Source organism: Bacillus sp. CH_48, assembly GCF_038008465.1.
GTDB lineage: Bacteria > Bacillota > Bacilli > Bacillales > Bacillaceae_G > Bacillus_A > Bacillus_A thuringiensis_S.
Genome location: NZ_JBBOZF010000001.1, coordinates 789,138 through 813,851 on the forward strand (window position 1 = coordinate 789,138; position 24,714 = coordinate 813,851).

The window sequence follows — 24,714 nt, forward strand, 5'->3', positions numbered from 1 at the left end:
TTTTCTTAATTATTAACAGAATATCAAAGTTATACAATACATACATTCTATTTTAGAAAATAAAACCCCAATTAATTGCATAAGAAGGAATCATTATCCTCAAAAAATTTATTTTTATATTGATTTCATATTACATTTATGTGAATACACCCACTATATTATATCTTTATACTATAATAAAATTACAACTATACAACTAGAGGAGGTCTCTATTCCATGAATATGAAAGCTACTGCTTTAACAGCAACTACTGTAGCGATTGCTTCTTTACTTCCTTCTATGGGTGAAACAAATGTACAAAAAGCAAACGCTGAACAATTATCTAATATTAAAACTGGGTATGTCAAAGTCGATCAAGTAGCATTACATACAGAAGATAACGTAAAAAGCACATCAATTGATACAATTCGCTTTAATACAAAAGTGAACATCCTTGAAACAACTAATGAGTGGTATAAAGTATCTGTTCATAATAAAGTAGGTTATGTACAAAAAGATGCTATTTTACTAAAAAACAAACTTCATTCTAATGATCAATACATCGTTAATGCTAATGCATTAAACGTTCGCTCTGAACCTAATTTAGAATCTTCCATTTTAGATGTATTACCAAATGGCAAGTTTATTACCGTTCAAGAAGATCAAGGCGAATGGTATAAAATATCGCATAATGGCCAAACAGGTTACGTACAAAAAGCATTCATCTCTAATGGTTCACAACCCTTAGTAAAAGGAATCACCGTTCAAAATAATACAAAATATACTGTTGCAACACCTAATCTAAATGTACGTAGCAACGCTAGTACAAGTAGCGCTCTACTCGGTTCATTACAAAACGGTACACAAGTACAAGTAGTAGAAACTGTAGGAACTTGGTATAAAATTCGTTTTGGCACAGGATACGGGTATGTAGCAAAACACTATGTAGTACAAAATCAACCACAAGCTAAAACAGATCAACCTTCATCAATTCCAGCTGCTTTCAAATTCCCTGCTCAAGGAAGAATTAGCTCAACCTTTGATATACGCTGGGAACAAATGCATTATGGTATAGATATTGCCGCTCCAGGAAACGTCTCTATCCAAGCTGCTGCTGCAGGTAAAGTTGTGAAATCTTATTATTCAGCTAGCTATGGCAATGTTGTTTTCATTGCGCATCAAATCAATGGGAAATTATATACAACTGTTTATGCTCATATGAAGGATCGCACTGTACAAGCTGGTGATCAAGTACAAACTGGACAATTAATAGGTCATATGGGAAACACAGGTCATTCATACGGGCAACATCTTCATTTTGAATTACATAATGGAGAATGGAATTTTGAAAAAACAAATGCAGTAAATCCACTGCCATATTTAGTTAGGTAAATTGTATGCCACGCAATATACCTCTTATAATTGAATACGTAGCCTTTTTAGGTTTAATCTGTTGTTTAATCATTTACAATACAAACATTGTATTTTTATCTATTATTATTGCTTTTGTTGCATTAGAAATTATGATGGAATCATTTCAAGTGCAACTAAAACAAAAAATTGCCCATATTTATAATGCTATTTTTCTTTTGAGTGCTCTCATAACAAATATAATTAGTAATGGCTTTTATTTATCTACTGTATTTCCAGTATTCTTTATGGCTGTTTTATTATTTGTAGCTAGATATATTAATGTCCCTTATAAACAAAAACAAGAACAAGAACACGAAGCTTAGAAAGAGGAGACACTGTGTACCAATCTTTCAAAGATACTCCAATAAAATACATATTGAATTTGTATAAGAAAGCCAATACTTTTTTTGGTATACAAGGAAGTTATACTGCACAACTTCTCCTATATGGAATGTTGTTTCTTGTCTTAATCATTTTCTCCTTGTTTTACTAACAAAAAAGGATCTCACATAAACTGGAGATCCTTTTTAATTTATATTAATTTTTCATATCGAAAATATTGTTTATCCACAAGCATATTTTTCATAAATAAAGCTCAGATTATATTTTTTCTCTAAGCTCATTCGTTGTTCGTCATCGCACCAATAGAAAAGAATATCATGAATCGTTGCATAACGCTTATTTTTAAGAAATAGCCTAAAGAATGATGGTAAACAATCATGTAATTGTATAAATATATAATTGCGTAGTGTTTCTTCTTTATATTCAATGCCCTTACAAATATACAGTAATTCTTCACAATAATATGCATGCTGTGGAACTTGTATCATTTCGAAAAATGGCACATAAGATAGTAGCTTTCCAATAAAATGACCATATCGATCCATTACTCCTATCGTCATATGCTCCATCATTTCTTTCATCACATATAAATAATCATCTACATGCGTTGTCTTTAATGGGTCTAAGCGATCGGAAATTTGAGATAATACAGCTCTTTGACATGCTAAAACTGCCTGACTAGGTCCATAATATGATAGGAAATCTGTACACTTACGATATTTCCGTAATAAATCATGTGTATACAAATCATATACAAAAGTATTACAATACATTGCTAAACTCATCATATCACTATTTAATTGCTCTTTTGATAATGATTTCGCTCTCTTGCACATATAAAAGAATGTAAATTCCAATACTTCTTTATGAGATAATAAATGTTTACAATCGGTTATACACTTCTCATTAAATTTAACTCTATCCCAAATTTCAATATCCCTATCTGTCAATTCACCTATACGATATTTAATAATTAAATAATTTAAAGCAACTGATTGCGTCAAAAGATCCCATGTTTCATATTCCAATGAAGTATGAACAAACTCAGCTAATCCTTGCGCTATCATAAAATCATTTGCCTCTTCATACCAACCAATCTCTTGGCATAAGCGAAGAATACGCACTAAAGTTGGAATTTCATCTTTATGAAACTGCGGTAATTTCTTTGCTTTATTCATGCCATATACGATAAATGCCGCTAAATTTTCTTCTTTATAAAATTCTTTCTCTTTCCATACTAATATAGTTCGTTCTTTCCCCTCACCTTTTGGGTGACAAGGTACAAGCAAAGAAAATAATTCAGCGAAATTATTTGGTTCTATATATGTATCTGTAACCAAATTCCAATTTGGATCGCCCTGTACAGCCTTCATATAATTCCCCTTCCCTTTTCATCTATGTAGGAAATATTAATTTATTATCGCACCACTAAAAATTAATATTGTTATATTCAAAATCTATCATAATACTTATATCTATCAGTATATCATCTTTTCTCTTATTAAAAATTAAGAATAACAAATTTTAAAAAAATGTCGAAATTATTAACCGTATCCTTATTATATAATGTCTCAGATACATCACGCTAACATATTAGTTTAATCCATATATGCTAGAATAATGCATCTGAACTTTATATATAATTTAGCTCTTTATGAGTGACCATTAAACTCTCGGTTAATTAAAGTTTCAATTTACTCTGTACGCTCTGAGATTTCGCTCAAGGCAAATCCAGCTTGATCATCTGCTGATTCCCTTATAGCTAAATCTCCTAGTGCTAACATGCCAATAAGCTGACCACTATCAACTACTGGTAACCGTCTAATTTGATACTGTGCCATTAGCTCTGTAGCTTTTTCAATAGAATCATTTGGAGAAACTGAGATAATATTTGTTGTCATTACATTTGTAATTTTATTAGATCCAGGATGTTTTTCAGCAATCCCTCGAACAACTAAATCTCGATCAGTAACAAGCCCAACAACTTGCTCATTTTCAACAACAGGAATTAATCCAACCGATTCTTCCTTCATTTTTACAGCTGCCTCATATACATTGTCTAGCGGTGTACAATGTACAATATGGGTACTCATTAAGTCTCTAACTTGTGTCATTATTTATTTCCTCCTTTTTATACATACCATAGCTTTTCCAAAATTCCTTTATTTATTTCTGGAAAGTAACATTATAAAAAGGATTAACAAAATAAAAAAGAGCCAGCATAATGCTGACTCTTTTTTGTATGACCCGTACGGGATTCGAACCCGTGTTACCGCCGTGAAAGGGCGGTGTCTTAACCACTTGACCAACGGGCCATGGCTCCGCAGGTAGGACTCGAACCTACGACCGATCGGTTAACAGCCGATAGCTCTACCACTGAGCTACTGCGGAATAATATATGATGGGCCTAAATGGACTCGAACCATCGACCTCACGCTTATCAGGCGTGCGCTCTAACCAGCTGAGCTATAGGCCCATATACTTACAGGGGCAGTAGGAATCGAACCCACACTGGAGGTTTTGGAGACCTCAGTTCTACCTTTAAACTATGCCCCTAAATGATGCCGGCTAGAGGACTTGAACCCCCAACCTACTGATTACAAGTCAGTTGCTCTACCAATTGAGCTAAGCCGGCATAAAAAAAATGGTGGCTCGGGACGGAATCGAACCGCCGACACGAGGATTTTCAGTCCTCTGCTCTACCGACTGAGCTACCGAGCCAACATAAATGGCGGTCCCGACCGGGGTCGAACCGGCGATCTCCTGCGTGACAGGCAGGCATGTTAACCACTACACCACGGGACCATTTGGTTGCGGGGACAGGATTTGAACCTGCGACCTTCGGGTTATGAGCCCGACGAGCTACCGTACTGCTCCACCCCGCGACAATATTAAATTTAAAAAATGGAGGAGGTAGAGGGATTCGAACCCCCGCGCGACTCTCGCCGCCTGTCGGTTTTCAAGACCGATCCCTTCAGCCGAACTTGGGTATACCTCCATGAAGGAAAAATAAATATTTTATTATTATATGTCTAAACCATTTAAAAGAAAATGGAGGAGGTAGAGGGATTCGAACCCCCGCGCGATTCTCACCGCCTGTCGGTTTTCAAGACCGATCCCTTCAGCCGAACTTGGGTATACCTCCGAGACATATATTAAATAAAGTGGAGCCTAGCGGGATCGAACCGCTGACCTCCTGCGTGCAAGGCAGGCGCTCTCCCAGCTGAGCTAAGGCCCCATGTTTTTTGGAATATCGGGAAGACAGGATTTGAACCTGCGACCCCCTGGTCCCAAACCAGGTGCTCTACCAAGCTGAGCCACTTCCCGTTAATAAAAGCGCGCCCGAGAGGAGTCGAACCCCTAACCTCTTGATCCGTAGTCAAACGCTCTATCCAATTGAGCTACGGGCGCATATGGTGCCGAGGGCGGGGGTCGAACCCGCACGGTGGTCACCCACCGCAGGATTTTAAGTCCTGTGCGTCTGCCTGTTCCGCCACCCCGGCATGTCATATTGAAAATTGGAGCGGAAGACGGGATTCGAACCCGCGACCCCAACCTTGGCAAGGTTGTATTCTACCACTGAACTACTTCCGCAAGACATGTATGAGTTGTTTTATTAAAAGTGCGGGTGAAGGGAGTCGAACCCCCACGCCAAAGGCGCTAGATCCTAAGTCTAGTGCGTCTGCCAATTCCGCCACACCCGCATGTTTTATTAAAAATGGTGAGCCATGAAGGATTCGAACCTTCGACCCTCTGATTAAAAGTCAGATGCTCTACCAACTGAGCTAATGGCTCTTAATGGCTGGGCTAGCTGGATTCGAACCAGCGCATGACGGAGTCAAAGTCCGTTGCCTTACCGCTTGGCTATAGCCCAATAATTAAGAATGGTGGAGGGGGGCAGATTCGAACTGCCGAACCCGAAGGAGCGGATTTACAGTCCGCCGCGTTTAGCCACTTCGCTACCCCTCCGACATATATGGTGGAGGATGACGGGATCGAACCGCCGACCCCCTGCTTGTAAGGCAGGTGCTCTCCCAGCTGAGCTAATCCTCCATTTTGCCTGGCAACGTCCTACTCTCACAGGGACAAGGTCCCAACTACCATCGGCGCTAGAGAGCTTAACTTCCGTGTTCGGTATGGGAACGGGTGTGACCTCTCTGCCATCATTACCAGACTGTATTCATTTAAGACAAGAATCATTTTAACTTATTTACTTTTGAAAGTCAACAAGTTTTTATATTCTTTCAAAACTAGATAACATTGCTTCATATTATATGGTTAAGTCCTCGATCTATTAGTATTCGTCAGCTCCACATGTCACCATGCTTCCACCTCGAACCTATCAACCTGATCATCTTTCAGGGATCTTACTAGCTTACGCTATGGGAAATCTCATCTTGAGGGGGGCTTCATGCTTAGATGCTTTCAGCACTTATCCCTTCCGCACATAGCTACCCAGCTATGCCCTTGGCAGAACAACTGGTACACCAGCGGTGCGTCCATCCCGGTCCTCTCGTACTAAGGACAGCTCCTCTCAAATTTCCTACGCCCACGACGGATAGGGACCGAACTGTCTCACGACGTTCTGAACCCAGCTCGCGTACCGCTTTAATGGGCGAACAGCCCAACCCTTGGGACCGACTACAGCCCCAGGATGCGATGAGCCGACATCGAGGTGCCAAACCTCCCCGTCGATGTGGACTCTTGGGGGAGATAAGCCTGTTATCCCCGGGGTAGCTTTTATCCGTTGAGCGATGGCCCTTCCATGCGGAACCACCGGATCACTAAGCCCGACTTTCGTCCCTGCTCGACTTGTAGGTCTCGCAGTCAAGCTCCCTTATGCCTTTGCACTCTACGAATGATTTCCAACCATTCTGAGGGAACCTTTGGGCGCCTCCGTTACACTTTAGGAGGCGACCGCCCCAGTCAAACTGCCCACCTGACACTGTCTCCCGGGTCGATAAGACCCGTAGGTTAGAATTTCAATACAGTCAGGGCGGTATCCCACCAGCGCCTCCACCGAAGCTAGCGCTCCGGTTTCAATGGCTCCCGCCTATCCTGTACAAACTGTACCAAAATTCAATATCAGGCTACAGTAAAGCTCCACGGGGTCTTTCCGTCCTGTCGCGGGTAACCTGCATCTTCACAGGTACTATAATTTCACCGAGTCTCTGGTTGAGACAGTGCCCAAATCGTTACACCTTTCGTGCGGGTCGGAACTTACCCGACAAGGAATTTCGCTACCTTAGGACCGTTATAGTTACGGCCGCCGTTTACTGGGGCTTCAGTTCAGAGCTTCGCTTACGCTAACCCCTCTCCTTAACCTTCCAGCACCGGGCAGGTGTCACCCCCTATACTTCGCCTTACGGCTTCGCAGAGAGCTGTGTTTTTGCTAAACAGTCGCTTGGGCCTATTCACTGCGGCTTTCCGTTAAGAAAGCACCCCTTCTCCCGAAGTTACGGGGTCATTTTGCCGAGTTCCTTAACCAGAGTTCTCTCGCACACCTTAGGATTCTCTCCTCGCCTACCTGTGTCGGTTTGCGGTACAGGCACCTTTTATCTCGCTAGAAGCTTTTCTTGGCAGCGGGGAATCAAAGACTTCGCTCCATAAGGAGCTTCCCCATCACAGCTCAGCCTTCACGATAAGCGGATTTGCCTACTTATCAGCCTAACTGCTTGGACGTGCACAACCAATCGCACGCTTCTTCTATCCTTCTGCGTCCCTCCATTGCTCAAACGATAAAGAGGTGGTACAGGAATATCAACCTGTTGTCCATCGCCTACGCCTGTCGGCCTCGGCTTAGGTCCTGACTAACCCTGAGCGGACGAGCCTTCCTCAGGAAACCTTAGGCATTCGGTGGACGGGATTCTCACCCGTCTTTCGCTACTCATACCGGCATTCTCACTTCTAAGCGCTCCACCAGTCCTTCCGGTCTGACTTCACTGCACTTAGAACGCTCCCCTACCACTGATACCATCGGTATCAATTCGCAGCTTCGGTGGTGTATTTAGCCCCGGTACATTTTCGGCGCAGAGTCACTCGACTAGTGAGCTATTACGCACTCTTTAAATGGTGGCTGCTTCTAAGCCAACATCCTAGTTGTCTAAGCAACTCCACATCCTTTTCCACTTAATACACACTTTGGGACCTTAGCTGGCGATCTGGGCTGTTTCCCTCTTGACTACGGATCTTATCACTCGCAGTCTGACTCCTAAGGATAAGTCATTGGCATTCGGAGTTTGACTGAATTCGGTAATCCGATGAGGACCCCTAGTTCAATCAGTGCTCTACCTCCAAGACTCTTACACTTAAGGCTAGCCCTAAAGCTATTTCGGGGAGAACCAGCTATCTCCAGGTTCGATTGGAATTTCTCCGCTACCCACACCTCATCCCCGCACTTTTCAACGTGCGTGGGTTCGGGCCTCCATTCAGTGTTACCTGAACTTCACCCTGGACATGGGTAGATCACCTGGTTTCGGGTCTACGACCACGTACTAAACGCCCTATTCAGACTCGCTTTCGCTGCGGCTCCGCCTCTTCAGCTTAACCTCGCACGGGATCGTAACTCGCCGGTTCATTCTACAAAAGGCACGCCATCACCCATTAACGGGCTCTGACTATTTGTAGGCACACGGTTTCAGGATCTCTTTCACTCCCCTTCCGGGGTGCTTTTCACCTTTCCCTCACGGTACTGGTTCACTATCGATCACTAGGGAGTATTTAGCCTTGGGAGATGGTCCTCCCAGATTCCGACGGAATTTCACGTGTTCCGCCGTACTCAGGATACATTCAAGAGAGAACGAAGTTTCGACTACGGGGTTGTTACCCTCTACGACGGACCTTTCCAGGTCGCTTCGTCTACCTCGTTCCTTTGTAACTCCGTATAGAATGTCCTACAACCCCAAGAGGCAAGCCTCTTGGTTTGGGCTATGTTCCGTTTCGCTCGCCGCTACTCAGGAAATCGCATTTGCTTTCTCTTCCTCCAGGTACTTAGATGTTTCAGTTCCCTGGGTCTGTCTTCCATACCCTATGTATTCAGGTAAGGATACCATACCATTACGTATAGTGGGTTTCCCCATTCGGAAATCTTCGGATCAAAGCTTACTTACAGCTCCCCGAAGCATATCGGCGTTAGTCCCGTCCTTCATCGACTCCTAGTGTCAAGGCATCCACCGTGCGCCCTTTCTAACTTAACCAAACTAAAAATTAAAAAATATGAGCTACACTGTTATCTAGTTTTCAAAGAACATACATTTATATATGAGAGATAGTTCTCTCAAAACTGAACAAAACGAAACACGGAAACTTATATTGATGAACAGCGTTCATCAATTCTCCATAGAAAGGAGGTGATCCAGCCGCACCTTCCGATACGGCTACCTTGTTACGACTTCACCCCAATCATCTGTCCCACCTTAGGCGGCTGGCTCCAAAAAGGTTACCCCACCGACTTCGGGTGTTACAAACTCTCGTGGTGTGACGGGCGGTGTGTACAAGGCCCGGGAACGTATTCACCGCGGCATGCTGATCCGCGATTACTAGCGATTCCAGCTTCATGTAGGCGAGTTGCAGCCTACAATCCGAACTGAGAACGGTTTTATGAGATTAGCTCCACCTCGCGGTCTTGCAGCTCTTTGTACCGTCCATTGTAGCACGTGTGTAGCCCAGGTCATAAGGGGCATGATGATTTGACGTCATCCCCACCTTCCTCCGGTTTGTCACCGGCAGTCACCTTAGAGTGCCCAACTTAATGATGGCAACTAAGATCAAGGGTTGCGCTCGTTGCGGGACTTAACCCAACATCTCACGACACGAGCTGACGACAACCATGCACCACCTGTCACTCTGCTCCCGAAGGAGAAGCCCTATCTCTAGGGTTTTCAGAGGATGTCAAGACCTGGTAAGGTTCTTCGCGTTGCTTCGAATTAAACCACATGCTCCACCGCTTGTGCGGGCCCCCGTCAATTCCTTTGAGTTTCAGCCTTGCGGCCGTACTCCCCAGGCGGAGTGCTTAATGCGTTAACTTCAGCACTAAAGGGCGGAAACCCTCTAACACTTAGCACTCATCGTTTACGGCGTGGACTACCAGGGTATCTAATCCTGTTTGCTCCCCACGCTTTCGCGCCTCAGTGTCAGTTACAGACCAGAAAGTCGCCTTCGCCACTGGTGTTCCTCCATATCTCTACGCATTTCACCGCTACACATGGAATTCCACTTTCCTCTTCTGCACTCAAGTCTCCCAGTTTCCAATGACCCTCCACGGTTGAGCCGTGGGCTTTCACATCAGACTTAAGAAACCACCTGCGCGCGCTTTACGCCCAATAATTCCGGATAACGCTTGCCACCTACGTATTACCGCGGCTGCTGGCACGTAGTTAGCCGTGGCTTTCTGGTTAGGTACCGTCAAGGTGCCAGCTTATTCAACTAGCACTTGTTCTTCCCTAACAACAGAGTTTTACGACCCGAAAGCCTTCATCACTCACGCGGCGTTGCTCCGTCAGACTTTCGTCCATTGCGGAAGATTCCCTACTGCTGCCTCCCGTAGGAGTCTGGGCCGTGTCTCAGTCCCAGTGTGGCCGATCACCCTCTCAGGTCGGCTACGCATCGTTGCCTTGGTGAGCCGTTACCTCACCAACTAGCTAATGCGACGCGGGTCCATCCATAAGTGACAGCCGAAGCCGCCTTTCAATTTCGAACCATGCAGTTCAAAATGTTATCCGGTATTAGCCCCGGTTTCCCGGAGTTATCCCAGTCTTATGGGCAGGTTACCCACGTGTTACTCACCCGTCCGCCGCTAACTTCATAAGAGCAAGCTCTTAATCCATTCGCTCGACTTGCATGTATTAGGCACGCCGCCAGCGTTCATCCTGAGCCAGGATCAAACTCTCCAATAAAGTTAGTTTGTCTAGCATCTAAAAATAAAAATTGACGTTTCACGTTGTTTGTTTCGTTCAGTTTTCAAAGAACTTGTCCGCCGCTTCAGAAGCGACTTCATCATATTAACATCTTCATTTTTCGATGTCAACTAAGTTTTAAAATTTCTTTTTTGTCGTTTTTCTGCGTTTCCGCATCAGCGACGTTTATTAATATACCATCATGTTTTTTAAATAACAAGTGTTTTTTATAAAAAGCACAAAAAAATTATCTATCCTACTTTTTCTATAAAAAGAACTGTTATCCTTTCTACTAAGAATAGTTATTCTGATTGTATACTACTACACTTCATTCAACCAAATTGCATTTCACAATACCTTCCCAGATTTTCATTCTCTTCTATATAAAAATTTATAATAATTATCCTTCTATAGAATAGCGATATAAATTAGCCGTAAGAAAAAATTACATCCCAATTAAATAGCCAACCACGCGCATTAATCCCTTCCTTCCCATTCAAAAATTTAATTCCCTACAAATAACAACATTCCAACGCAAATATAAACTTAAGAATATTATTAGAATTTTTTTACATTTAATTAATGAAAGATATCCATTTTTTGTTATATAGTAAGAAAGGACGTATTCAACTATAAATAAAGCAATGGAGGAATTATTTTATGGATAGGTTAACAAAGTTTTCATTAAAAAACCGCTCCGCCATTATCATCATGATTTTTCTCATTTCCATACTCGGTGTTTATTCCGGCTCTAAATTACCTATGGAATTTTTGCCAAGTATCGATAATCCAGCAATCACCGTCACAACCTTATCTCAGGGACTTGACGCTGAAACGATGACAAAAGACGTAACTGACCCTCTCGAAAAACAATTTCGTAATTTGGAACATATCGATACCATCACTTCTTCTACGCACGAGGGATTATCACGTATCGACATTGCATATACATCAAAAGCAAACATGAAAGATGCAGCACGCGAAGTCGAAAAAGCCGTCAATACAATTAAATTACCTAAAGATGTAACCAAGCCCGTAGTTAGTCAATTAAACACTTCTATGATTCCACTCGCCCAAATTACTATCCAGAAACAAAACGGTTTTTCAAAAGCAGATGAAAAACAAATTGAAAAAGAAATCGTACCACAACTCGAAAACATTGATGGTGTTGCCAACGTTATGTTTTTCGGAAAATCAACCTCTGAATTATCTATCGTACTTGATCCGAACCAATTAAAAAACAAAAACGTAACATCACAGCAGGTACTAACTGTTTTACAAGGAAAAGAAACTTCTACTCCAGCCGGGGCAATTACTGTTAATCAGGAAGAATACAACCTCCGCGTCATCGGGGACATAAAAAATGTAAATGACATTAAAAACATCACTGTGGCACCCCAAGTGAAATTACAAGACATTGCTCAAATCGAAATCAAACAACACTACGATACAATCTCACATATAAACGGCGAAGAAGGCACAGGGTTAATCATCATGAAAGAACCGAGTAAAAATGCAGTTGCCATCGGAAAAGAGATTGATAAAAAAGTTAAAGAGATAAATAAGGAATATAAAGATCAATTTTCTATTAAACTTTTGGCTTCAACCCATGAACAAGTTGAAAATGCTGTTACTAGCATGGGAAAAGAAGTAATACTTGGAGCAATCGCTGCAACTCTAATTATCTTAATCTTTTTACGTAACTTCCGAACAACACTCATCGCTGTTGTCAGTATTCCATTATCTATTTTATTAACACTCTTTTTACTACATCAATCTAACATCACACTTAACATTTTAACCCTTGGTGGTTTAGCTGTTGCGGTTGGACGTCTCGTCGATGATAGTATCGTTGTCATCGAGAATATTTTCCGCCGTTTACAAAAAGATTCTTTCTCTAAAAATATTATTCTTGATGCAACGAAAGAGGTCGCCGTCGCAATTACTTCTTCTACTTTAACAACGGTCGCTGTTTTTTTACCTATCGGCCTCGTATCAGGAGCAATCGGAAAATTAATGTTACCTATGGTATTAGCAGTTGTATATTCTATTCTATCATCCTTAATCGTTGCACTAACAGTTGTTCCACTTATGGCTTTTTTACTACTCAAAAAAACAAAGCATCGAAAGCCAAGTTCTTCATCACGATATGTTGCTACCTTAAAGTGGTCTCTTTCTCATAAATTCATTATTCTACTTACTGCATTTTTATTATTTGCAGGATCAATTGCAGCCTATATATTACTACCGAAAGCAAACATAAAATCTGAGGACGACACAATGTTATCTATTAACATGACATTTCCAGCCGATTATAATGCTGAAGCTCAAAAACAAAAAGCATTCGATTTCGAAAAGAAATTACTTTCTAATTCAGATGTAACAGACGTTATTTTACGAATGGGATCTAGCGCAGAAGATGCACAATGGGGGCAAACAACTAAAAATAACCTCGCTAGTATATTTGTAGTCTTTAAAAAAGGTTCTGATATTGATCAATATATTAAAGAGTTAAAAAAGGAAAATAAAACTTTCGAGCCTGCTGAACTGGATTATATAAAAACAAGTTATTCAAGCTCTGGCGGCGGAAACAATTTGCAATTTAACATAACAGCTACTAACGAAGGGAATTTAAAAGAGACGGCTACTATCGTCGAAACAAAACTAAAAAGCATGGATAATCTTTCTAAAGTAAAAACGAATTTAGAATACTCTAAGAAAGAATGGCAAATTCATATTGATCAAACAAAGGCTGAACAACTAGGCTTAACACCAGAAATAGCTGCGCAACAAGTAGCATTCCTTATGAAGAGATCGCCTATTGGCGAAATTACAATTAATAATGAAAAAACTACTATTATGATAGAACACAAAAAGGAAAACATAAATAAACAAGACGATATTTTAAACACAAACTTACTATCACCTATTAATGGACCAATTCCTTTAAAAGACATCGCATCTATTTCAGAAAAACAAACACAAACAGAAATTTTCCATAAAGACGGAAAAGAAACAATTCAAATTACCGCCGAAGCTTCAAATAAAGATTTAAGTAAAGTAAACACAGAAGTAAATAAAGCGATAAATGACTTAGATTTACCTAGCGGTGCAAAAGTAAATATCGCAGGAGCTACTGAATCTATGCAAGAGAATTTTACAGATTTATTTAAAATTATGGGGATCGCAATCGGGATTGTATATTTAATTATGGTTATCACCTTCGGGCAAGCACGTGCTCCTTTTGCAATCTTATTCTCCCTGCCATTAGCTGCTGTCGGTGGTATTTTAGGATTAATCATTTCACGAACACCTGTTGATGTAAATTCCTTAATCGGTGCATTAATGTTAATCGGGATTGTCGTTACAAACGCTATTGTATTAATAGAAAGGGTCCAACAAAATCGGGAACACGGACTGGAAACGAGAGAAGCCTTACTGGAAGCAGGTTCTACTAGACTACGTCCAATTATTATGACGGCTATAACAACAATCGTCGCTATGCTACCACTCTTATTCGGTCAATCGCAAGCAGGAAGTATGGTATCAAAAAGTTTAGCCGTAGTTGTCATCGGTGGTTTAGCAGTCTCAACTGTTCTTACATTAGTAGTCGTTCCAGTTATGTATGAACTATTAGATAAAATCGGAAAAAAAAGGCGCTCCCGTAGAAAAATAAGCACTTCTACAGAAACACCCGATATTTAAAACCAAAAGGCGTTATCTTCACGAATGAAGATAACGCCTTTTCTCTATCTACTCATATAATCTATCATGTTTTCCGCATACCGCTCTAGAGGTTCACTAGAATCCACAATAAGATATTCACTATTTAAAGGTTTCTTACTACCATTTAACCACTTTTTAAAACCTACTTCCGACCTCACTTTTTCAATTTGACTAATCATACGCTTACGTGTTTGCAGTCTCGCATTAATCTCTTCCATATCATTAAGATAACACTCAATATATTTATATTTCACACCATGTTTATTTGATAATTTAATCCCTTTTTCAACCATTCCCTCATATAAACATGGACTATCCAATATAACACTATGCCCTTGTTCTAAATAAGAATCAATCAATGCCCATTCAGCATCATATGCAAGTCCACCAACTATCGTTGATTCAATACCTTTCACTTCTAGTGATTTTAACAATGCTGATTTCAAAACGTCATGATCTACAATTATAGCACCTGTTAACTTCGCTATATACTTAGAAACTGTGGATTTTCCCGCCCCTGGAAAACCTGACATTTGCAGAAAAAACAAATTAAATCCACTCCCTCATTTTCACCTCTTTATCTATATAACGAATTACAAATTCAACAATCGCTATACCTTTTCCTTCTATATTAAAATGCAAAAAGAACCCTCTACTTATAAATAGAGAGTTCTCCTTTGTAACTTATGCCGCTTTTATCTTCTTCGTCGTTTTACTTTTTCTTTTCGTTCCTGTAAAGCGCTTATGCAATACAGATGCTATCAAGCGTGAAATGACATTGAATAGTAATACCATAATAATTAATACAGCTGCAGATTTTGTCGCAATCAACTTCGCATCTGGAATAAACCCTTCAGAATTTAACTTCCAAATATGAACTGCTAACGTTTCAGCTGGTCTAAACGGATTTAAAGGATGCGCAGGACTCGAGAAGTCCGCTGCTGAATTTAAAATCGGAGATGTTAAACCCGCTGTGTAAATTAATGCTGCCGCTTCCCCAAATATACGACCCGCCGCTAAAATAATCCCTGTAATAATTTGCGGTAATGACGATGGGATAATAATACGAACGATTGTTTGCCACTTTGTTGCACCTAATCCAAGACTTGCCTCTTTTACATTATGAGGCACTTCTGAAATAGCATTTTCACAAACACGTGTTAAACCTGGTAAGTTTAAAATAGTTAAAGCAAGAGCACCACCCATTACTGTGTATCCCCAGCCTGTCATTGTAACGAACACTAACAAACCAAATAAACCAACAACAATAGATGGTAAAGACGCCATTGTCTCAATACATAAACGAACAAAATTTAAAAAGCGCCCTTGTTTTGCATACTCTGCTAAATATATTCCAGCACCTAGTCCAAGAGGAATAGATATAATAAGCGTTATAACAAGCATGTAGAATGAATTGAATAACTGCGGACCAATCCCACCACCAGCTCTTGTATTACTTGGTTCTCCAAACAAGAAATTAGGATCCCAAAAACCCCATCCCTTTTGTAAAATTTCAAACACTAAGAACACTAGCATAGCTACGACCAAAGCCGCAACCGCATAAAAGATACCCGTCCAAACTTTATTTACCGTTCTTGCATTCATTATTATCGCTCACCTCTTTGCCCAATCGCTCGAATTACTAAAATAAACAGGAATGAAATAACAAGTAAAATCATCGCTAAAGTCCATAGCGCATTATTCCAAGCAGTTCCGTTCAATGTATTTGTCATGTCCATTGTCAAAATACCAGTTAACGTTGCTGTCGGACTATATATTCCTTCTGGTAATTTAATCGTATTCCCGATTACCATTTGAACGGCTAGCGCTTCACCAAAAGCTCGCGCTAAACCTAAAACAACACCTGTTAAAATTCCTTTTTTCGCAGCAGGAACAATCACTCGGCTAATTGCTTGCCATTTCGTTGATCCTAGGCCATAAGAAGCTTCTAAATAATCAAATGGAACAGAGCGTATTGCATCAGAAGCGATACTAGCAATAGTAGGTAAAATCATAATACTTAATACAACGATACCCGCAATTAAACTAAAGCCCACTCCCCCGAACGAATCACGTAATAACGGAACTAAAATCGTAACCCCTAATAATCCGTATACTACTGACGGAATACCGACTAATAATTCTAAAACAGGCTTCAATACTTTATTTCCAAACTTCGGCGAAATTAAATTCATGAATATAGCCAGAGCTATAGCAATTGGTGCACTAATAATAACCGCACCTAACGAAACCACTGTTGAACCTACAATAAAAATTAAAGCCCCAAAAGATCCTTGATCAGCATTTGGATTCCATTTTGTCGATGTTAACATCTCAGTAAACGAGATACCACTTTGTGTAAAAGATTGAATTCCTTTGCCACAAATAAACGCAATAATAGCTAATGTAATTAAAACAATAAAAATACCACAAAACGTAACAAGTGATCTTCCTATATATTCACTTTTCACGTAATTAATTTGTTTTTTCCCCTTCATCACAGGACAGACCCCACTTCACAGATTGAAATGAACAGGACTGGCCTTGCAGCCAGCCCCATAAATTTGATTACTTATTTAATTTAGACATTGGAATGTAGCCCATATCTTCTACTTGCTTTTCAAAGTCTTTACCTTTTACATAATCGATGTAAGCTTTTGTTGCTTCTTTCGCTTCACCTTTTGTTACCATATACTCGTAAGACCAGAATGGATATTTACCAGACGCAATGTTTTCAACTTTTGGATCAGCACCATCAATTTTCACTGTTTGCAGTGCACCTTTTTTATCACCCACCATGTAAGACATTGCTAAATAGCTTACTGAACCTGGAGTAGAATTGATAGCTTGCTCTACTGCACCGTTAGAATCTTGTGTTGTTCCAGTTCCATCATTGATTTTTGCGTCTTTCATAATTGTTTTTTCGAATGTAGCACGTGTACCAGATGAAGCTGGACGATTAATTACGTTGATTTTTTCATCTTTTCCGCCTACTTCTTTCCAGTTTGTTACTTTTCCAGTGAAGATATCTTGTACTTGTTGCACTGTTAAGTTATCAACTTTTACATCTTTATTTACAACAAGAGCGAATGCAATACCCGCTACCTTGTTATCTACTAATTCTTTCGCCTTTTCAGCATCTTTTATTTTATCTCCGGACGGAACATCTGAATTACCAATTTGCACTGCACCAGATGCTACTTGGTTAATCCCAGTTCCACTACCGCCACCTTGAACTTGAATAGAAACTTTTGAATTTTTCTCCATGAATTTCTTTCCAGCTTCCTCCGCAAGAGGTAGAAGAGCTGTAGAACCAGCTGCTGCAATCGTACCCGATAATTCTTGTTTTGTATTATCGCTTCCTTTAGCAGTTTCTTTACTAGTTGTATCTTCTGCTTTTCCACACCCAACTAATGCTCCTGCTACCACTAAAGCTGCTAAAGAGAATTTAATACCTTTTTTCATAACCATGTCTTGTACCCCCATTTGGATTATCACTTTTCGAATTCATTTTCTTTCGAACACAAATTCATTGTAGGACAACAATATTATGTGAGTGTTAAGCAATTTTTAATTTTAAGTAAATGACGATAATAACCCTTAAAATCTATGAATCCCAACATTTGCAGTTAAAGAATCCAACAAAAACCACACTAACTATGCTGTAATGTAAATTTATTCTTAACAATGTAAATTCAATGTAAATGTTTTTCTCTCTTTTTCCCTTTTAGTTAAAGTTATATTTACAATTCCGCTGTATTTTGTAACTTTTACACGCCTAATTTATGCACATTAAAAAGAATTTCAGTAATATTTTTTAGTACAACTAAATAAATTGGAACAATTCTAAAATTAAATGAATATTTTTAAAGTACTAATTGACAGCATCATCCAATGTAGTCTACTATATTACTAACAAAAAGTTTACCTAAGGAAACTTTTTAAACTAACACTAACAATATAGAGAAGAGGTAACTTTTATGGTATCGGCTAATACTAAACCCCTTTCCGATTTTAAAACAGGGGAATTTGTACAAATTGAGAAGATACAATTAGAAGGAACTATGAAACGACGTTTATTAGATTTGGGATTTATCCCTGGGGCAACGATTAAAGTATTGCAACGCAGTCCACTTGGAGATCCGGTCGCCTATCAAGTGAGCAACACAACTATTGCACTGCGAAAAGAAGAAAGTTCCCTTATTTTCGGGGTATTAATAGGAGATGATTTCAGATGAGCAAACATCGTATTGCTTTAGCTGGCAACCCGAATACCGGGAAAAGTACATTATTTAATACTTTGACAGGTTTAAAACAACATACTGGAAATTGGACAGGAAAAACTGTTTTAAAAGCTGAAGGAGAATATGAACATAACGGAAGTACTTATACATTAATAGATTTACCTGGAACTTACTCACTATACTCAAATTCCGCGGACGAAGAAGTGGCGAGGGATTATATTATATTTGAAAAACCAGAAGTAACTGTAGTTGTCATAGACGCAACTGCTATGGAAAGAAATTTAAATTTAGCACTCCAAGTGATGGAAATGACAAACAATGTAGTCATTTGCATTAACTTAATTGATGAAGCCGAGAAAAAAGGTATTGTTATTGATGAAAAAAAATTAGCAAAATCACTTGGTGTACCTGTAGTTAAAATTTCAGCACGTAACCGAGTAGGCATTGGTCATTTACTAAATGTTATTGCAAAAGTAGCAAATAAAAAACTAATTCCAACACCAATTAAAATTACTTACAGCGAAAAAATTGAAAATATGATTCAAGAATTAGAACCACAAATTTATAAGGTGTTCGGTGATACGTATCCAGCACGTTGGATTGCGTTACGTATATTGGATGGAGATAAAAATTTCTTAACTACACTTCAAAAACACCATAATGAACCACTTGTAAGGGAGGTCGTAATTAATGGAATCTCACTCAGCCAGTAAAGCTCTTCCATTAGACTATATTATTCAACATGCACAAACACTTTCAAAAGAAGATATACGAGATGATATAGTCGGAGATATTTATCGAACATCTGCAAGCATATGTAAAGAATCCGTCCAATATACAAATACTGATAAATTATATCGTTCCGAAAAACTAGATAAAATTTTCACATCTCCAATCTGGGGATTCCCAATTATGCTCGGTATTTTATCTATTATTTTTTATCTTACAATCGCAGGTGCTAACGTACCATCTGATATGATTGCCGAATTCTTCGGATGGGCCGAAGGATATTTAACATCTTGGTTCCAAGCAGCGCATGCACCTGAATGGTTACATGGCATTTTAATACTTGGTTTATTCCGTGGTATCGGTGCTGTTATTAGCGTTATGTTACCACCTATGGCAATCTTTTTCCCTATGTTCGCGCTATTAGAAAACTACGGATACTTACCACGTGTCGCGTTTAATATGGACCGCTTATTCAAACGATCCGGCGCACACGGGAAACAATCTTTAACAATGGCAATGGGATTTGGTTGTAATGCAGCAGCCATTATGTCAACACGTATCATTGAATCACCACGTGAACGTATGCTAGCAATTTTAACGAACAACTTCGTTCCTTGTAACGGTCGCTGGCCTATGTTAATTTTAATGGCTTCACTATTTATGGCTGCTGGTTATACAGGCAGTATGCAAACATTGGTTACTGCTGGCGTTGTAGTTGGAATGGTTGTAATTGGTGTTATTATGACATTAACTGTTTCTTGGGTACTATCAAAAACAGCCTTAAAAGGGGTTCCAACTCACTACACACTTGAGTTACCTCCGTACCGCAAGCCAAAAGTTTGGAATACAATTGTTCGCGCAACACTCGATAAATCAATCTATGTTTTAAAACGAGCTATAGTTGTTGCTGCCCCTGCGGCTGCATTAACTTGGTTACTTGCTAACATTTTTATCGGTGACACAAGCTTACTTATGTATTTTGTAAACTTCCTAGATCCATTTGCTAAAATGTTAGGACTTGACGGGTTTATTCTAGCTGCATTCATTCTTGGACTACCCGCTAATGAAATTGTAATCCCAATTTTATTAATGTCTTACTTATCAACTGGGGCTTTAACTGAAATAGATGATTTTAATCAAATTAAAAATCTATTCCTAGAAAATGGTTGGACTTGGTTAACAGCGTTAAACACAATGTTGTTCTCACTTCTTCATTTCCCGTGTGGAACAACATTGGTTAACATATATAAAGAAACAAAAAGTGCAAAATGGACATTCTTATCGTTTGCAATCCCTACCGTTATCGCCATTGTTGTTACATTCCTCTCTACACAATTGGTACATTGGTTAGGGCTTGTATAAAGCAAAGCATACATAGAAGGTATCCCCCTTCACGTTTGCTTTGCACGAAAGAAACCTGAAAATCATTCAGGTTTCTTTTTTTGTACATCAGTATTCCACGGCTGTGCTCCATACGTTGTGAGTTTTTTATGAATAAAATATATAGCTCCTGGAAGAACTGCCATTAATATCGTGCAACTAATCCCTAAACCCGTAAACAACTTACATCACCTTATTTCACTTTCTTCGGTAAAGCTGAACCTGAATGTTCAATTGTCGGATCAACATGAACATTAATTTCAGCATTACTAAAATAATTCTGACCTTGATCCCAATTCTTACTAATTTTTTTCCACTCTTTATAATTATGCCTCTTATATACCTCTCCTAATTCCAATACATCTACCTTATATTTTTTTTGAACAAGTTGTATAGACTTTTCAATACGCTTCGTCATTTCCTTTGAAATCTCTTTCTTTAAAAGCTTTTCACTCATCACTTGTTTCGGTTCATTAAAATGCAACTCAGCTAATATGCCTTCTGTGGACAAATGAATATCAAATTTCGGTTTTGTAGCATTTTCAGTAGACACCTGGATCTTTCGGCGCAACTTATGAATTTCATATGTAATAAGCTGATTCTTTTTACGAACAGTAAAGAAACCTCCAATTTTTTTACCTATTATATAGTTCATTCCTAATGTTTGTTCTCCACTCAAAATTCCAACGCACTTATTATCCTTTCCACGAACCAATGCCGCTCCTTCCATTTGCACCCCTTGTTTTGTTAGCCCTAAAAGAGGTAATGCAAAACTTCGATTTGCAATCATTTTCCCCTGCACTTCACCAATTCTCGCCGCCTCAATCATTTGAGCGTTTTTCGGAGGATGTTCAGCTAACATATCAATATACTGCGCCGGTAAATTTTCAGGTTTTGCACTCTGTTTTAAAATAGATTCTGCATTTTTCTTTGAAACAAACAAACGAATATTTCTTCTCATTTCATGATCACGAATATATACATCTAACGTATTTTGCAAAACATACGGATTCGCCAGTAATTCTTCCGAAAAAATAATCACTTGTATATGTGGAAAAAATAATGTTCGACTAATTTTTTTAGCAATAATTCGGATTTGCTCAAAGACACTATCTGCTTTTGCACTCACATTAATATAATTTTCACTATCTCCATCCCCCTGTCCACCTTGTTGTGCTAACTTACTGGGAAGTACCATCTGATACGTCCCTTTTATAATCGGATTTGTTTTCTTTTTCTTCACAATATCGTAAGCTGCGCCTACTACAAATCCTCTTTCTTCTATTTCTTCTAGTTCAGAACACCCACTTATAAATCCAGCTAAAATCATAACCATTATAATTTTAAGAAGGTTTTTCATTTCTACCATTCCTTCTTTTTATTTTATATACAATAAAAACTAACAAAGGAGCTAACACGACAAACCCCATATCTATCCAGGCTAAATACGTTCCGTAACTTGATAACGTATCTAAATTGCCAGGAAGCATATTCAGCATAAAAATTATAGGCGCGCTTCCGAAAATAAAAATATGTTTCTTCACTTTCGGAAACATGGCACAAAACAATAAAGATGCGACGTCATAGTACATTGCTGTAGTATTATAAATAGTAATAATCCAAGTCGTAAAAAAAATCGCATCAAACCTTTCTAAAAAACCTCCACCAATCTCAATTTCTTTCCCTAATTCAATCGTTGGATATGTCAATCCACGAGTTGTCATATACGTAAAAACACTAATACAAGTTACATAAATTAAAATGTATGAGAGCACATTTACTATCACGGCTTTTGCAACTGCCATTGGTGCCTTTTTCGCTGTCTTATCATTCAATAACACAGCATAAAACAGAGCTACCTCAAATCCAATAAATGTGAATATAGAATTTTTAACCCCAACAGCGTATTGACTTACTTCCGTTTGAAAAGCTGGAAATAAATTGTTTATTTCCATTAAATTTATATTTAATAAAGAAAGAAGCATTATCGCAATTAAAACAATAGGTAAAAATAGAACATTTAACCTTAATAAGGCTGCTCTTGATCCTGCTATTCCGTAAATAACAACTAGTAAGAAGAAGAAAGACAGTAGTTGTATCGGTGTCTCACTAAATAAATACGTTTGAGAAATAATTGAAATCATTCGCGATTCATATGCTGTCAAAGCAGCAAACGTTAATACTAAAATACTACTAATTGTGTATGCAACAGGCTTTGTCAAATGTGCACTTGTATATTGAACAAAGTTTTGTTTCGGAAATAAGATAGCTACCCTCGTTACAAACCAGCCTAAAACTGCACATACCAATCCACCCAAAAGTAAAATAATCCAACCGTCCGAAAATAGAGTTTGGTTAGCGATATCTCTTGGCATAGACAATGCCCCTATGCCAATGATGGTCGACGATACTGCAAACCCAATTTCCCGAGATCCAATCTCTTCATCGCCATACTCAAATGGTTTCAATTATTTTCGCTCCTTTGGACGTATTGTAGAATCTTTCGTTTGTAAATATTCTGGTCGATCTTTCAACATTGATTTTGGCATGCGAATAAACTCTTCTTTCCAATCTTTATAAAATGCAGGAGCAATTGGAGTTGTATACGGTACACCAACACTTGTTAAATTTGTAATATGAACAGCAAGCGCAATAAGAGCTAGAATGATTCCATACAACCCAAAAGCAGTTGCTGCTAACACAAAGACGAAAAGTAAAATACGAAACGTGATCGTAATGCTATATACAGGGAGAGAAAAGGTAGCGATAGCTGTAACCGCAATAATGATAACTAAAAACGGATTTACAATTCCTGCGTTCACCGCTGCTTCTCCAATTACAAGACCACCTACAATCCCAATTGTTTGCCCCATCGGTTTCGGCAACCTAATTCCTGCTTCTCGTATTAGCTCCATCGTTAATGCCATCATTAACGTTTCAATATATGCAGGAAACGGAACCCCTTCTCTTGCTCCAGCAATTGAATAAGCTAATTTAGAAGGAATAAGTCCTTGATGATATGAGACGAGCGCTACATACATCGCTGGCATTAAAATCGCAATTATACCAGAACCCATCCGCAAAATTCTTAATAAAGTCCCAATTACCCAACGCTCATAATGATCTTCCACAGATTGAAAAATATCAACAAATACTAATGGCGCAATGAGAGCAAACGGTGATCCATCCACTAAAATAGCCGCCTTACCTTTCATTAATGAGGCCACAATATTATCAGGCCTTTCTGTGTTCAAAAATTGTGGAAACGGTGACAAATTATTATCTTGAATTAATTGCTCAATCGTTCCCGTCTCAAAAACGACATCTGTCACTATTGATTGAAGACGCCGATCTAACTCTTTTACAATGTAAGGATTAATAACGTCTTCTACATATACTAAAGTTACTTCTTTTTGGGATCTCTTCCCTATAATATAAGATTGAAATCTCAGCTTTGGGTCACGTAAACTACGTCGGATTAACATTTTATTCACATTAATATCTTCATTTAATCCGATCCTCGGTCCACGTATTAAATCTTCAGTTACTGGTGGTTCTAAACTTCTTTTTTCCCAAGCCCTACTATTAATAACGATAGCAGTTTGAATATTATCAATTAATATAACTGTATCTCCCGCTAAAATCGCATTCATAATGTCTGGAAACTTCGTCTTTACACCCACTTCTGCGATAGAAATAAAACGATCCAATAACGTTTGAACAACGGCTTCCTCACTTGGAATTTCTTCGTATTGCAGCGTACGAACGACATATTTATAAACATTATCCTTGTCTGTTAATCCACATAAAAACACAACCGCACAACGTGTAAAACTCCCAGCAAGAGCAACTTCTCTAATTGTTAAATCATTAGGTGAACCTAACTCATCCCTAATTTCTTTCATAACTTCAAATAAGTTACCTTCAAGCTCTAACAATTTCCCCACCTAACTTCCTTTTCAACAAGTTTTTAGTTAGATTCCGCTAATAGAAGAAAATATATACAA

16 protein-coding genes, 20 tRNA genes and 3 rRNA genes are annotated in these 24,714 nt (G+C 38.9%); 6 read left to right on the forward strand and 33 right to left on the reverse strand.

Going from position 1 to position 24,714, the window contains the following annotated elements:
- The first annotated feature begins 216 nt into the window (after nucleotides 1-216).
- Complete coding sequence (locus N2V92_RS03770; protein ID WP_001056031.1) at nucleotides 217-1,371, forward strand: SH3 domain-containing protein; 1,155 nt, start codon at nucleotides 217-219, stop codon at nucleotides 1,369-1,371.
- Nucleotides 1,372-1,376: 5 nt separating this feature from the next.
- On the forward strand, nucleotides 1,377-1,715 hold the full coding sequence (locus N2V92_RS03775; RefSeq protein ID WP_001137822.1) for a hypothetical protein: 339 nt from the start codon (nucleotides 1,377-1,379) through the stop codon (nucleotides 1,713-1,715).
- Between the two features lie 240 nt (nucleotides 1,716-1,955).
- Here the strand turns inward: N2V92_RS03775 and N2V92_RS03780 are convergent, their stop codons facing one another.
- From N2V92_RS03780 to N2V92_RS03900, 25 genes are all read right to left on the reverse strand, one after another.
- A complete protein-coding gene (locus tag N2V92_RS03780; RefSeq protein ID WP_000648912.1) occupies nucleotides 1,956-3,107 on the reverse strand; it encodes a DUF3965 domain-containing protein in 1,152 nt (383 codons plus the stop codon).
- Between the two features lie 321 nt (nucleotides 3,108-3,428).
- Nucleotides 3,429-3,848 (reverse strand): CBS domain-containing protein, encoded by a 420-nt coding sequence (locus tag N2V92_RS03785; protein ID WP_000195543.1) that lies wholly within the window; start codon nucleotides 3,846-3,848, stop codon nucleotides 3,429-3,431.
- 129 nt (nucleotides 3,849-3,977) lie between these two features.
- A tRNA-Glu gene (locus tag N2V92_RS03790) sits at nucleotides 3,978-4,049 on the reverse strand.
- 1 nt (nucleotide 4,050) lies between these two features.
- A tRNA-Asn gene (locus N2V92_RS03795) sits at nucleotides 4,051-4,125 on the reverse strand.
- A gap of 11 nt (nucleotides 4,126-4,136) precedes the next feature.
- A tRNA-Ile gene (locus tag N2V92_RS03800) sits at nucleotides 4,137-4,210 on the reverse strand.
- 9 nt (nucleotides 4,211-4,219) lie between these two features.
- A tRNA-Trp gene (locus tag N2V92_RS03805) sits at nucleotides 4,220-4,290 on the reverse strand.
- Between the two features lie 6 nt (nucleotides 4,291-4,296).
- A tRNA-Thr gene (locus N2V92_RS03810) sits at nucleotides 4,297-4,369 on the reverse strand.
- 10 nt (nucleotides 4,370-4,379) lie between these two features.
- Nucleotides 4,380-4,455: transfer RNA gene (locus N2V92_RS03815), tRNA-Phe, on the reverse strand.
- A gap of 8 nt (nucleotides 4,456-4,463) precedes the next feature.
- Nucleotides 4,464-4,539, reverse strand: a tRNA-Asp gene (locus N2V92_RS03820).
- A 3-nt stretch (nucleotides 4,540-4,542) separates the two neighbouring features.
- A tRNA-Met gene (locus N2V92_RS03825) sits at nucleotides 4,543-4,619 on the reverse strand.
- A 20-nt stretch (nucleotides 4,620-4,639) separates the two neighbouring features.
- Nucleotides 4,640-4,732: transfer RNA gene (locus N2V92_RS03830), tRNA-Ser, on the reverse strand.
- A gap of 54 nt (nucleotides 4,733-4,786) precedes the next feature.
- Nucleotides 4,787-4,879 (reverse strand) — tRNA-Ser (locus N2V92_RS03835).
- A 20-nt stretch (nucleotides 4,880-4,899) separates the two neighbouring features.
- Nucleotides 4,900-4,972, reverse strand: a tRNA-Ala gene (locus N2V92_RS03840).
- Between the two features lie 15 nt (nucleotides 4,973-4,987).
- Nucleotides 4,988-5,061: transfer RNA gene (locus N2V92_RS03845), tRNA-Pro, on the reverse strand.
- A 10-nt stretch (nucleotides 5,062-5,071) separates the two neighbouring features.
- A tRNA-Arg gene (locus N2V92_RS03850) sits at nucleotides 5,072-5,145 on the reverse strand.
- A gap of 3 nt (nucleotides 5,146-5,148) precedes the next feature.
- Nucleotides 5,149-5,237 (reverse strand) — tRNA-Leu (locus tag N2V92_RS03855).
- A 16-nt stretch (nucleotides 5,238-5,253) separates the two neighbouring features.
- Nucleotides 5,254-5,328 (reverse strand) — tRNA-Gly (locus N2V92_RS03860).
- 29 nt (nucleotides 5,329-5,357) lie between these two features.
- Nucleotides 5,358-5,438 (reverse strand) — tRNA-Leu (locus N2V92_RS03865).
- Between the two features lie 15 nt (nucleotides 5,439-5,453).
- Nucleotides 5,454-5,529: transfer RNA gene (locus tag N2V92_RS03870), tRNA-Lys, on the reverse strand.
- Between the two features lie 4 nt (nucleotides 5,530-5,533).
- A tRNA-Gln gene (locus N2V92_RS03875) sits at nucleotides 5,534-5,608 on the reverse strand.
- Between the two features lie 11 nt (nucleotides 5,609-5,619).
- Nucleotides 5,620-5,703, reverse strand: a tRNA-Tyr gene (locus N2V92_RS03880).
- A gap of 8 nt (nucleotides 5,704-5,711) precedes the next feature.
- A tRNA-Val gene (locus N2V92_RS03885) sits at nucleotides 5,712-5,787 on the reverse strand.
- Nucleotides 5,788-5,792: 5 nt separating this feature from the next.
- A 5S ribosomal RNA gene (gene rrf, locus N2V92_RS03890) occupies nucleotides 5,793-5,908 on the reverse strand.
- 100 nt (nucleotides 5,909-6,008) lie between these two features.
- Nucleotides 6,009-8,930 (reverse strand): 23S ribosomal RNA (locus N2V92_RS03895).
- A 146-nt stretch (nucleotides 8,931-9,076) separates the two neighbouring features.
- A 16S ribosomal RNA gene (locus tag N2V92_RS03900) occupies nucleotides 9,077-10,628 on the reverse strand.
- The 16S, 23S and 5S rRNA genes sit together here with 20 tRNA genes alongside, the layout of an rRNA operon.
- 660 nt (nucleotides 10,629-11,288) lie before the next feature.
- On the opposite strand from N2V92_RS03900, the gene N2V92_RS03905 reads away from it, so the two are divergent.
- Nucleotides 11,289-14,333 carry an efflux RND transporter permease subunit gene (locus tag N2V92_RS03905; RefSeq protein WP_000375600.1) on the forward strand — a complete coding sequence of 1,015 codons (3,045 nt, stop codon included), beginning with the start codon at nucleotides 11,289-11,291 and terminating at the stop codon, nucleotides 14,331-14,333.
- Between the two features lie 44 nt (nucleotides 14,334-14,377).
- Here the strand turns inward: N2V92_RS03905 and N2V92_RS03910 are convergent, their stop codons facing one another.
- The 4 genes from N2V92_RS03910 to N2V92_RS03925 form a co-directional block, all read right to left on the reverse strand.
- Entirely contained in the window at nucleotides 14,378-14,902 is a 525-nt protein-coding gene (locus N2V92_RS03910; RefSeq protein WP_000465748.1) for an AAA family ATPase, read from the reverse strand.
- A gap of 136 nt (nucleotides 14,903-15,038) precedes the next feature.
- Nucleotides 15,039-15,959, reverse strand: coding sequence for a phosphate ABC transporter permease PstA (pstA, locus tag N2V92_RS03915; protein ID WP_000994151.1), 921 nt, complete (start codon nucleotides 15,957-15,959; stop codon nucleotides 15,039-15,041).
- Nucleotides 15,960-15,961: 2 nt separating this feature from the next.
- Nucleotides 15,962-16,852 (reverse strand): phosphate ABC transporter permease subunit PstC, encoded by an 891-nt coding sequence (gene pstC, locus N2V92_RS03920; protein ID WP_000676676.1) that lies wholly within the window; start codon nucleotides 16,850-16,852, stop codon nucleotides 15,962-15,964.
- 70 nt (nucleotides 16,853-16,922) lie between these two features.
- On the reverse strand, nucleotides 16,923-17,825 hold the full coding sequence (locus N2V92_RS03925; protein WP_000245111.1) for a phosphate ABC transporter substrate-binding protein PstS family protein: 903 nt from the start codon (nucleotides 17,823-17,825) through the stop codon (nucleotides 16,923-16,925).
- A 509-nt stretch (nucleotides 17,826-18,334) separates the two neighbouring features.
- Here N2V92_RS03925 and N2V92_RS03930 point away from each other — a divergent pair.
- From N2V92_RS03930 to N2V92_RS03940, 3 genes are read left to right on the forward strand one after another with little or no spacing between them, the layout of a single operon-like run.
- Nucleotides 18,335-18,592, forward strand: coding sequence for a FeoA family protein (locus N2V92_RS03930; RefSeq protein ID WP_000252988.1), 258 nt, complete (start codon nucleotides 18,335-18,337; stop codon nucleotides 18,590-18,592).
- On the forward strand, nucleotides 18,589-19,311 hold the full coding sequence (locus tag N2V92_RS03935; RefSeq protein WP_000033873.1) for a FeoB small GTPase domain-containing protein: 723 nt from the start codon (nucleotides 18,589-18,591) through the stop codon (nucleotides 19,309-19,311). The genes N2V92_RS03930 and N2V92_RS03935 overlap by 4 nt, the downstream gene beginning before the upstream one ends.
- Nucleotides 19,289-20,689, forward strand: coding sequence for a nucleoside recognition domain-containing protein (locus N2V92_RS03940; RefSeq protein WP_000443602.1), 1,401 nt, complete (start codon nucleotides 19,289-19,291; stop codon nucleotides 20,687-20,689). The genes N2V92_RS03935 and N2V92_RS03940 overlap by 23 nt, the downstream gene beginning before the upstream one ends.
- A 62-nt stretch (nucleotides 20,690-20,751) precedes the next feature.
- Here the strand turns inward: N2V92_RS03940 and N2V92_RS03945 are convergent, their stop codons facing one another.
- From N2V92_RS03945 to gerLA, 4 genes are read right to left on the reverse strand one after another with little or no spacing between them, the layout of a single operon-like run.
- The gene (locus N2V92_RS03945) at nucleotides 20,752-20,889 is read right to left on the reverse strand and encodes a hypothetical protein (RefSeq protein ID WP_000493991.1); all 138 of its coding nucleotides are present in this window, start codon (nucleotides 20,887-20,889) and stop codon (nucleotides 20,752-20,754) included.
- Nucleotides 20,890-20,900: 11 nt separating this feature from the next.
- Nucleotides 20,901-22,067, reverse strand: a complete 1,167-nt coding sequence (gene gerLC, locus N2V92_RS03950) for a spore germination protein GerLC (protein ID WP_042597170.1) — start codon at nucleotides 22,065-22,067, stop codon at nucleotides 20,901-20,903.
- On the reverse strand, nucleotides 22,051-23,175 hold the full coding sequence (gerLB, locus tag N2V92_RS03955) for a spore germination protein GerLB (protein WP_000802021.1): 1,125 nt from the start codon (nucleotides 23,173-23,175) through the stop codon (nucleotides 22,051-22,053). The genes gerLC and gerLB overlap by 17 nt, the downstream gene beginning before the upstream one ends.
- A complete protein-coding gene (gerLA, locus tag N2V92_RS03960; protein ID WP_003276720.1) occupies nucleotides 23,176-24,654 on the reverse strand; it encodes a spore germination protein GerLA in 1,479 nt (492 codons plus the stop codon). It lies immediately after the preceding gene.
- Nucleotides 24,655-24,714: the final 60 nt, after the last annotated feature.

Bases quoted from the DNA above. Each gene is read 5' to 3' on its own strand.
- N2V92_RS03770 (WP_001056031.1), top strand. From the start codon at position 217: ATGAATATGAAAGCTACTGCTTTAACAGCAACTACTGTAGCGATTGCT.
- N2V92_RS03775 (WP_001137822.1), top strand. From the start codon at position 1,377: ATGCCACGCAATATACCTCTTATAATTGAATACGTAGCCTTTTTAGGT.
- N2V92_RS03780 (WP_000648912.1), bottom strand. From the start codon at position 3,107: ATGAAGGCTGTACAGGGCGATCCAAATTGGAATTTGGTTACAGATACA.
- N2V92_RS03785 (WP_000195543.1), bottom strand. From the start codon at position 3,848: ATGACACAAGTTAGAGACTTAATGAGTACCCATATTGTACATTGTACA.
- N2V92_RS03905 (WP_000375600.1), top strand. From the start codon at position 11,289: ATGGATAGGTTAACAAAGTTTTCATTAAAAAACCGCTCCGCCATTATC.
- pstA (WP_000994151.1), bottom strand. From the start codon at position 15,959: ATGAATGCAAGAACGGTAAATAAAGTTTGGACGGGTATCTTTTATGCG.
- pstC (WP_000676676.1), bottom strand. From the start codon at position 16,852: ATGAAGGGGAAAAAACAAATTAATTACGTGAAAAGTGAATATATAGGA.
- N2V92_RS03925 (WP_000245111.1), bottom strand. From the start codon at position 17,825: ATGGTTATGAAAAAAGGTATTAAATTCTCTTTAGCAGCTTTAGTGGTA.
- N2V92_RS03930 (WP_000252988.1), top strand. From the start codon at position 18,335: ATGGTATCGGCTAATACTAAACCCCTTTCCGATTTTAAAACAGGGGAA.
- N2V92_RS03935 (WP_000033873.1), top strand. From the start codon at position 18,589: ATGAGCAAACATCGTATTGCTTTAGCTGGCAACCCGAATACCGGGAAA.
- N2V92_RS03940 (WP_000443602.1), top strand. From the start codon at position 19,289: ATGGAATCTCACTCAGCCAGTAAAGCTCTTCCATTAGACTATATTATT.
- gerLC (WP_042597170.1), bottom strand. From the start codon at position 22,067: ATGAAAAACCTTCTTAAAATTATAATGGTTATGATTTTAGCTGGATTT.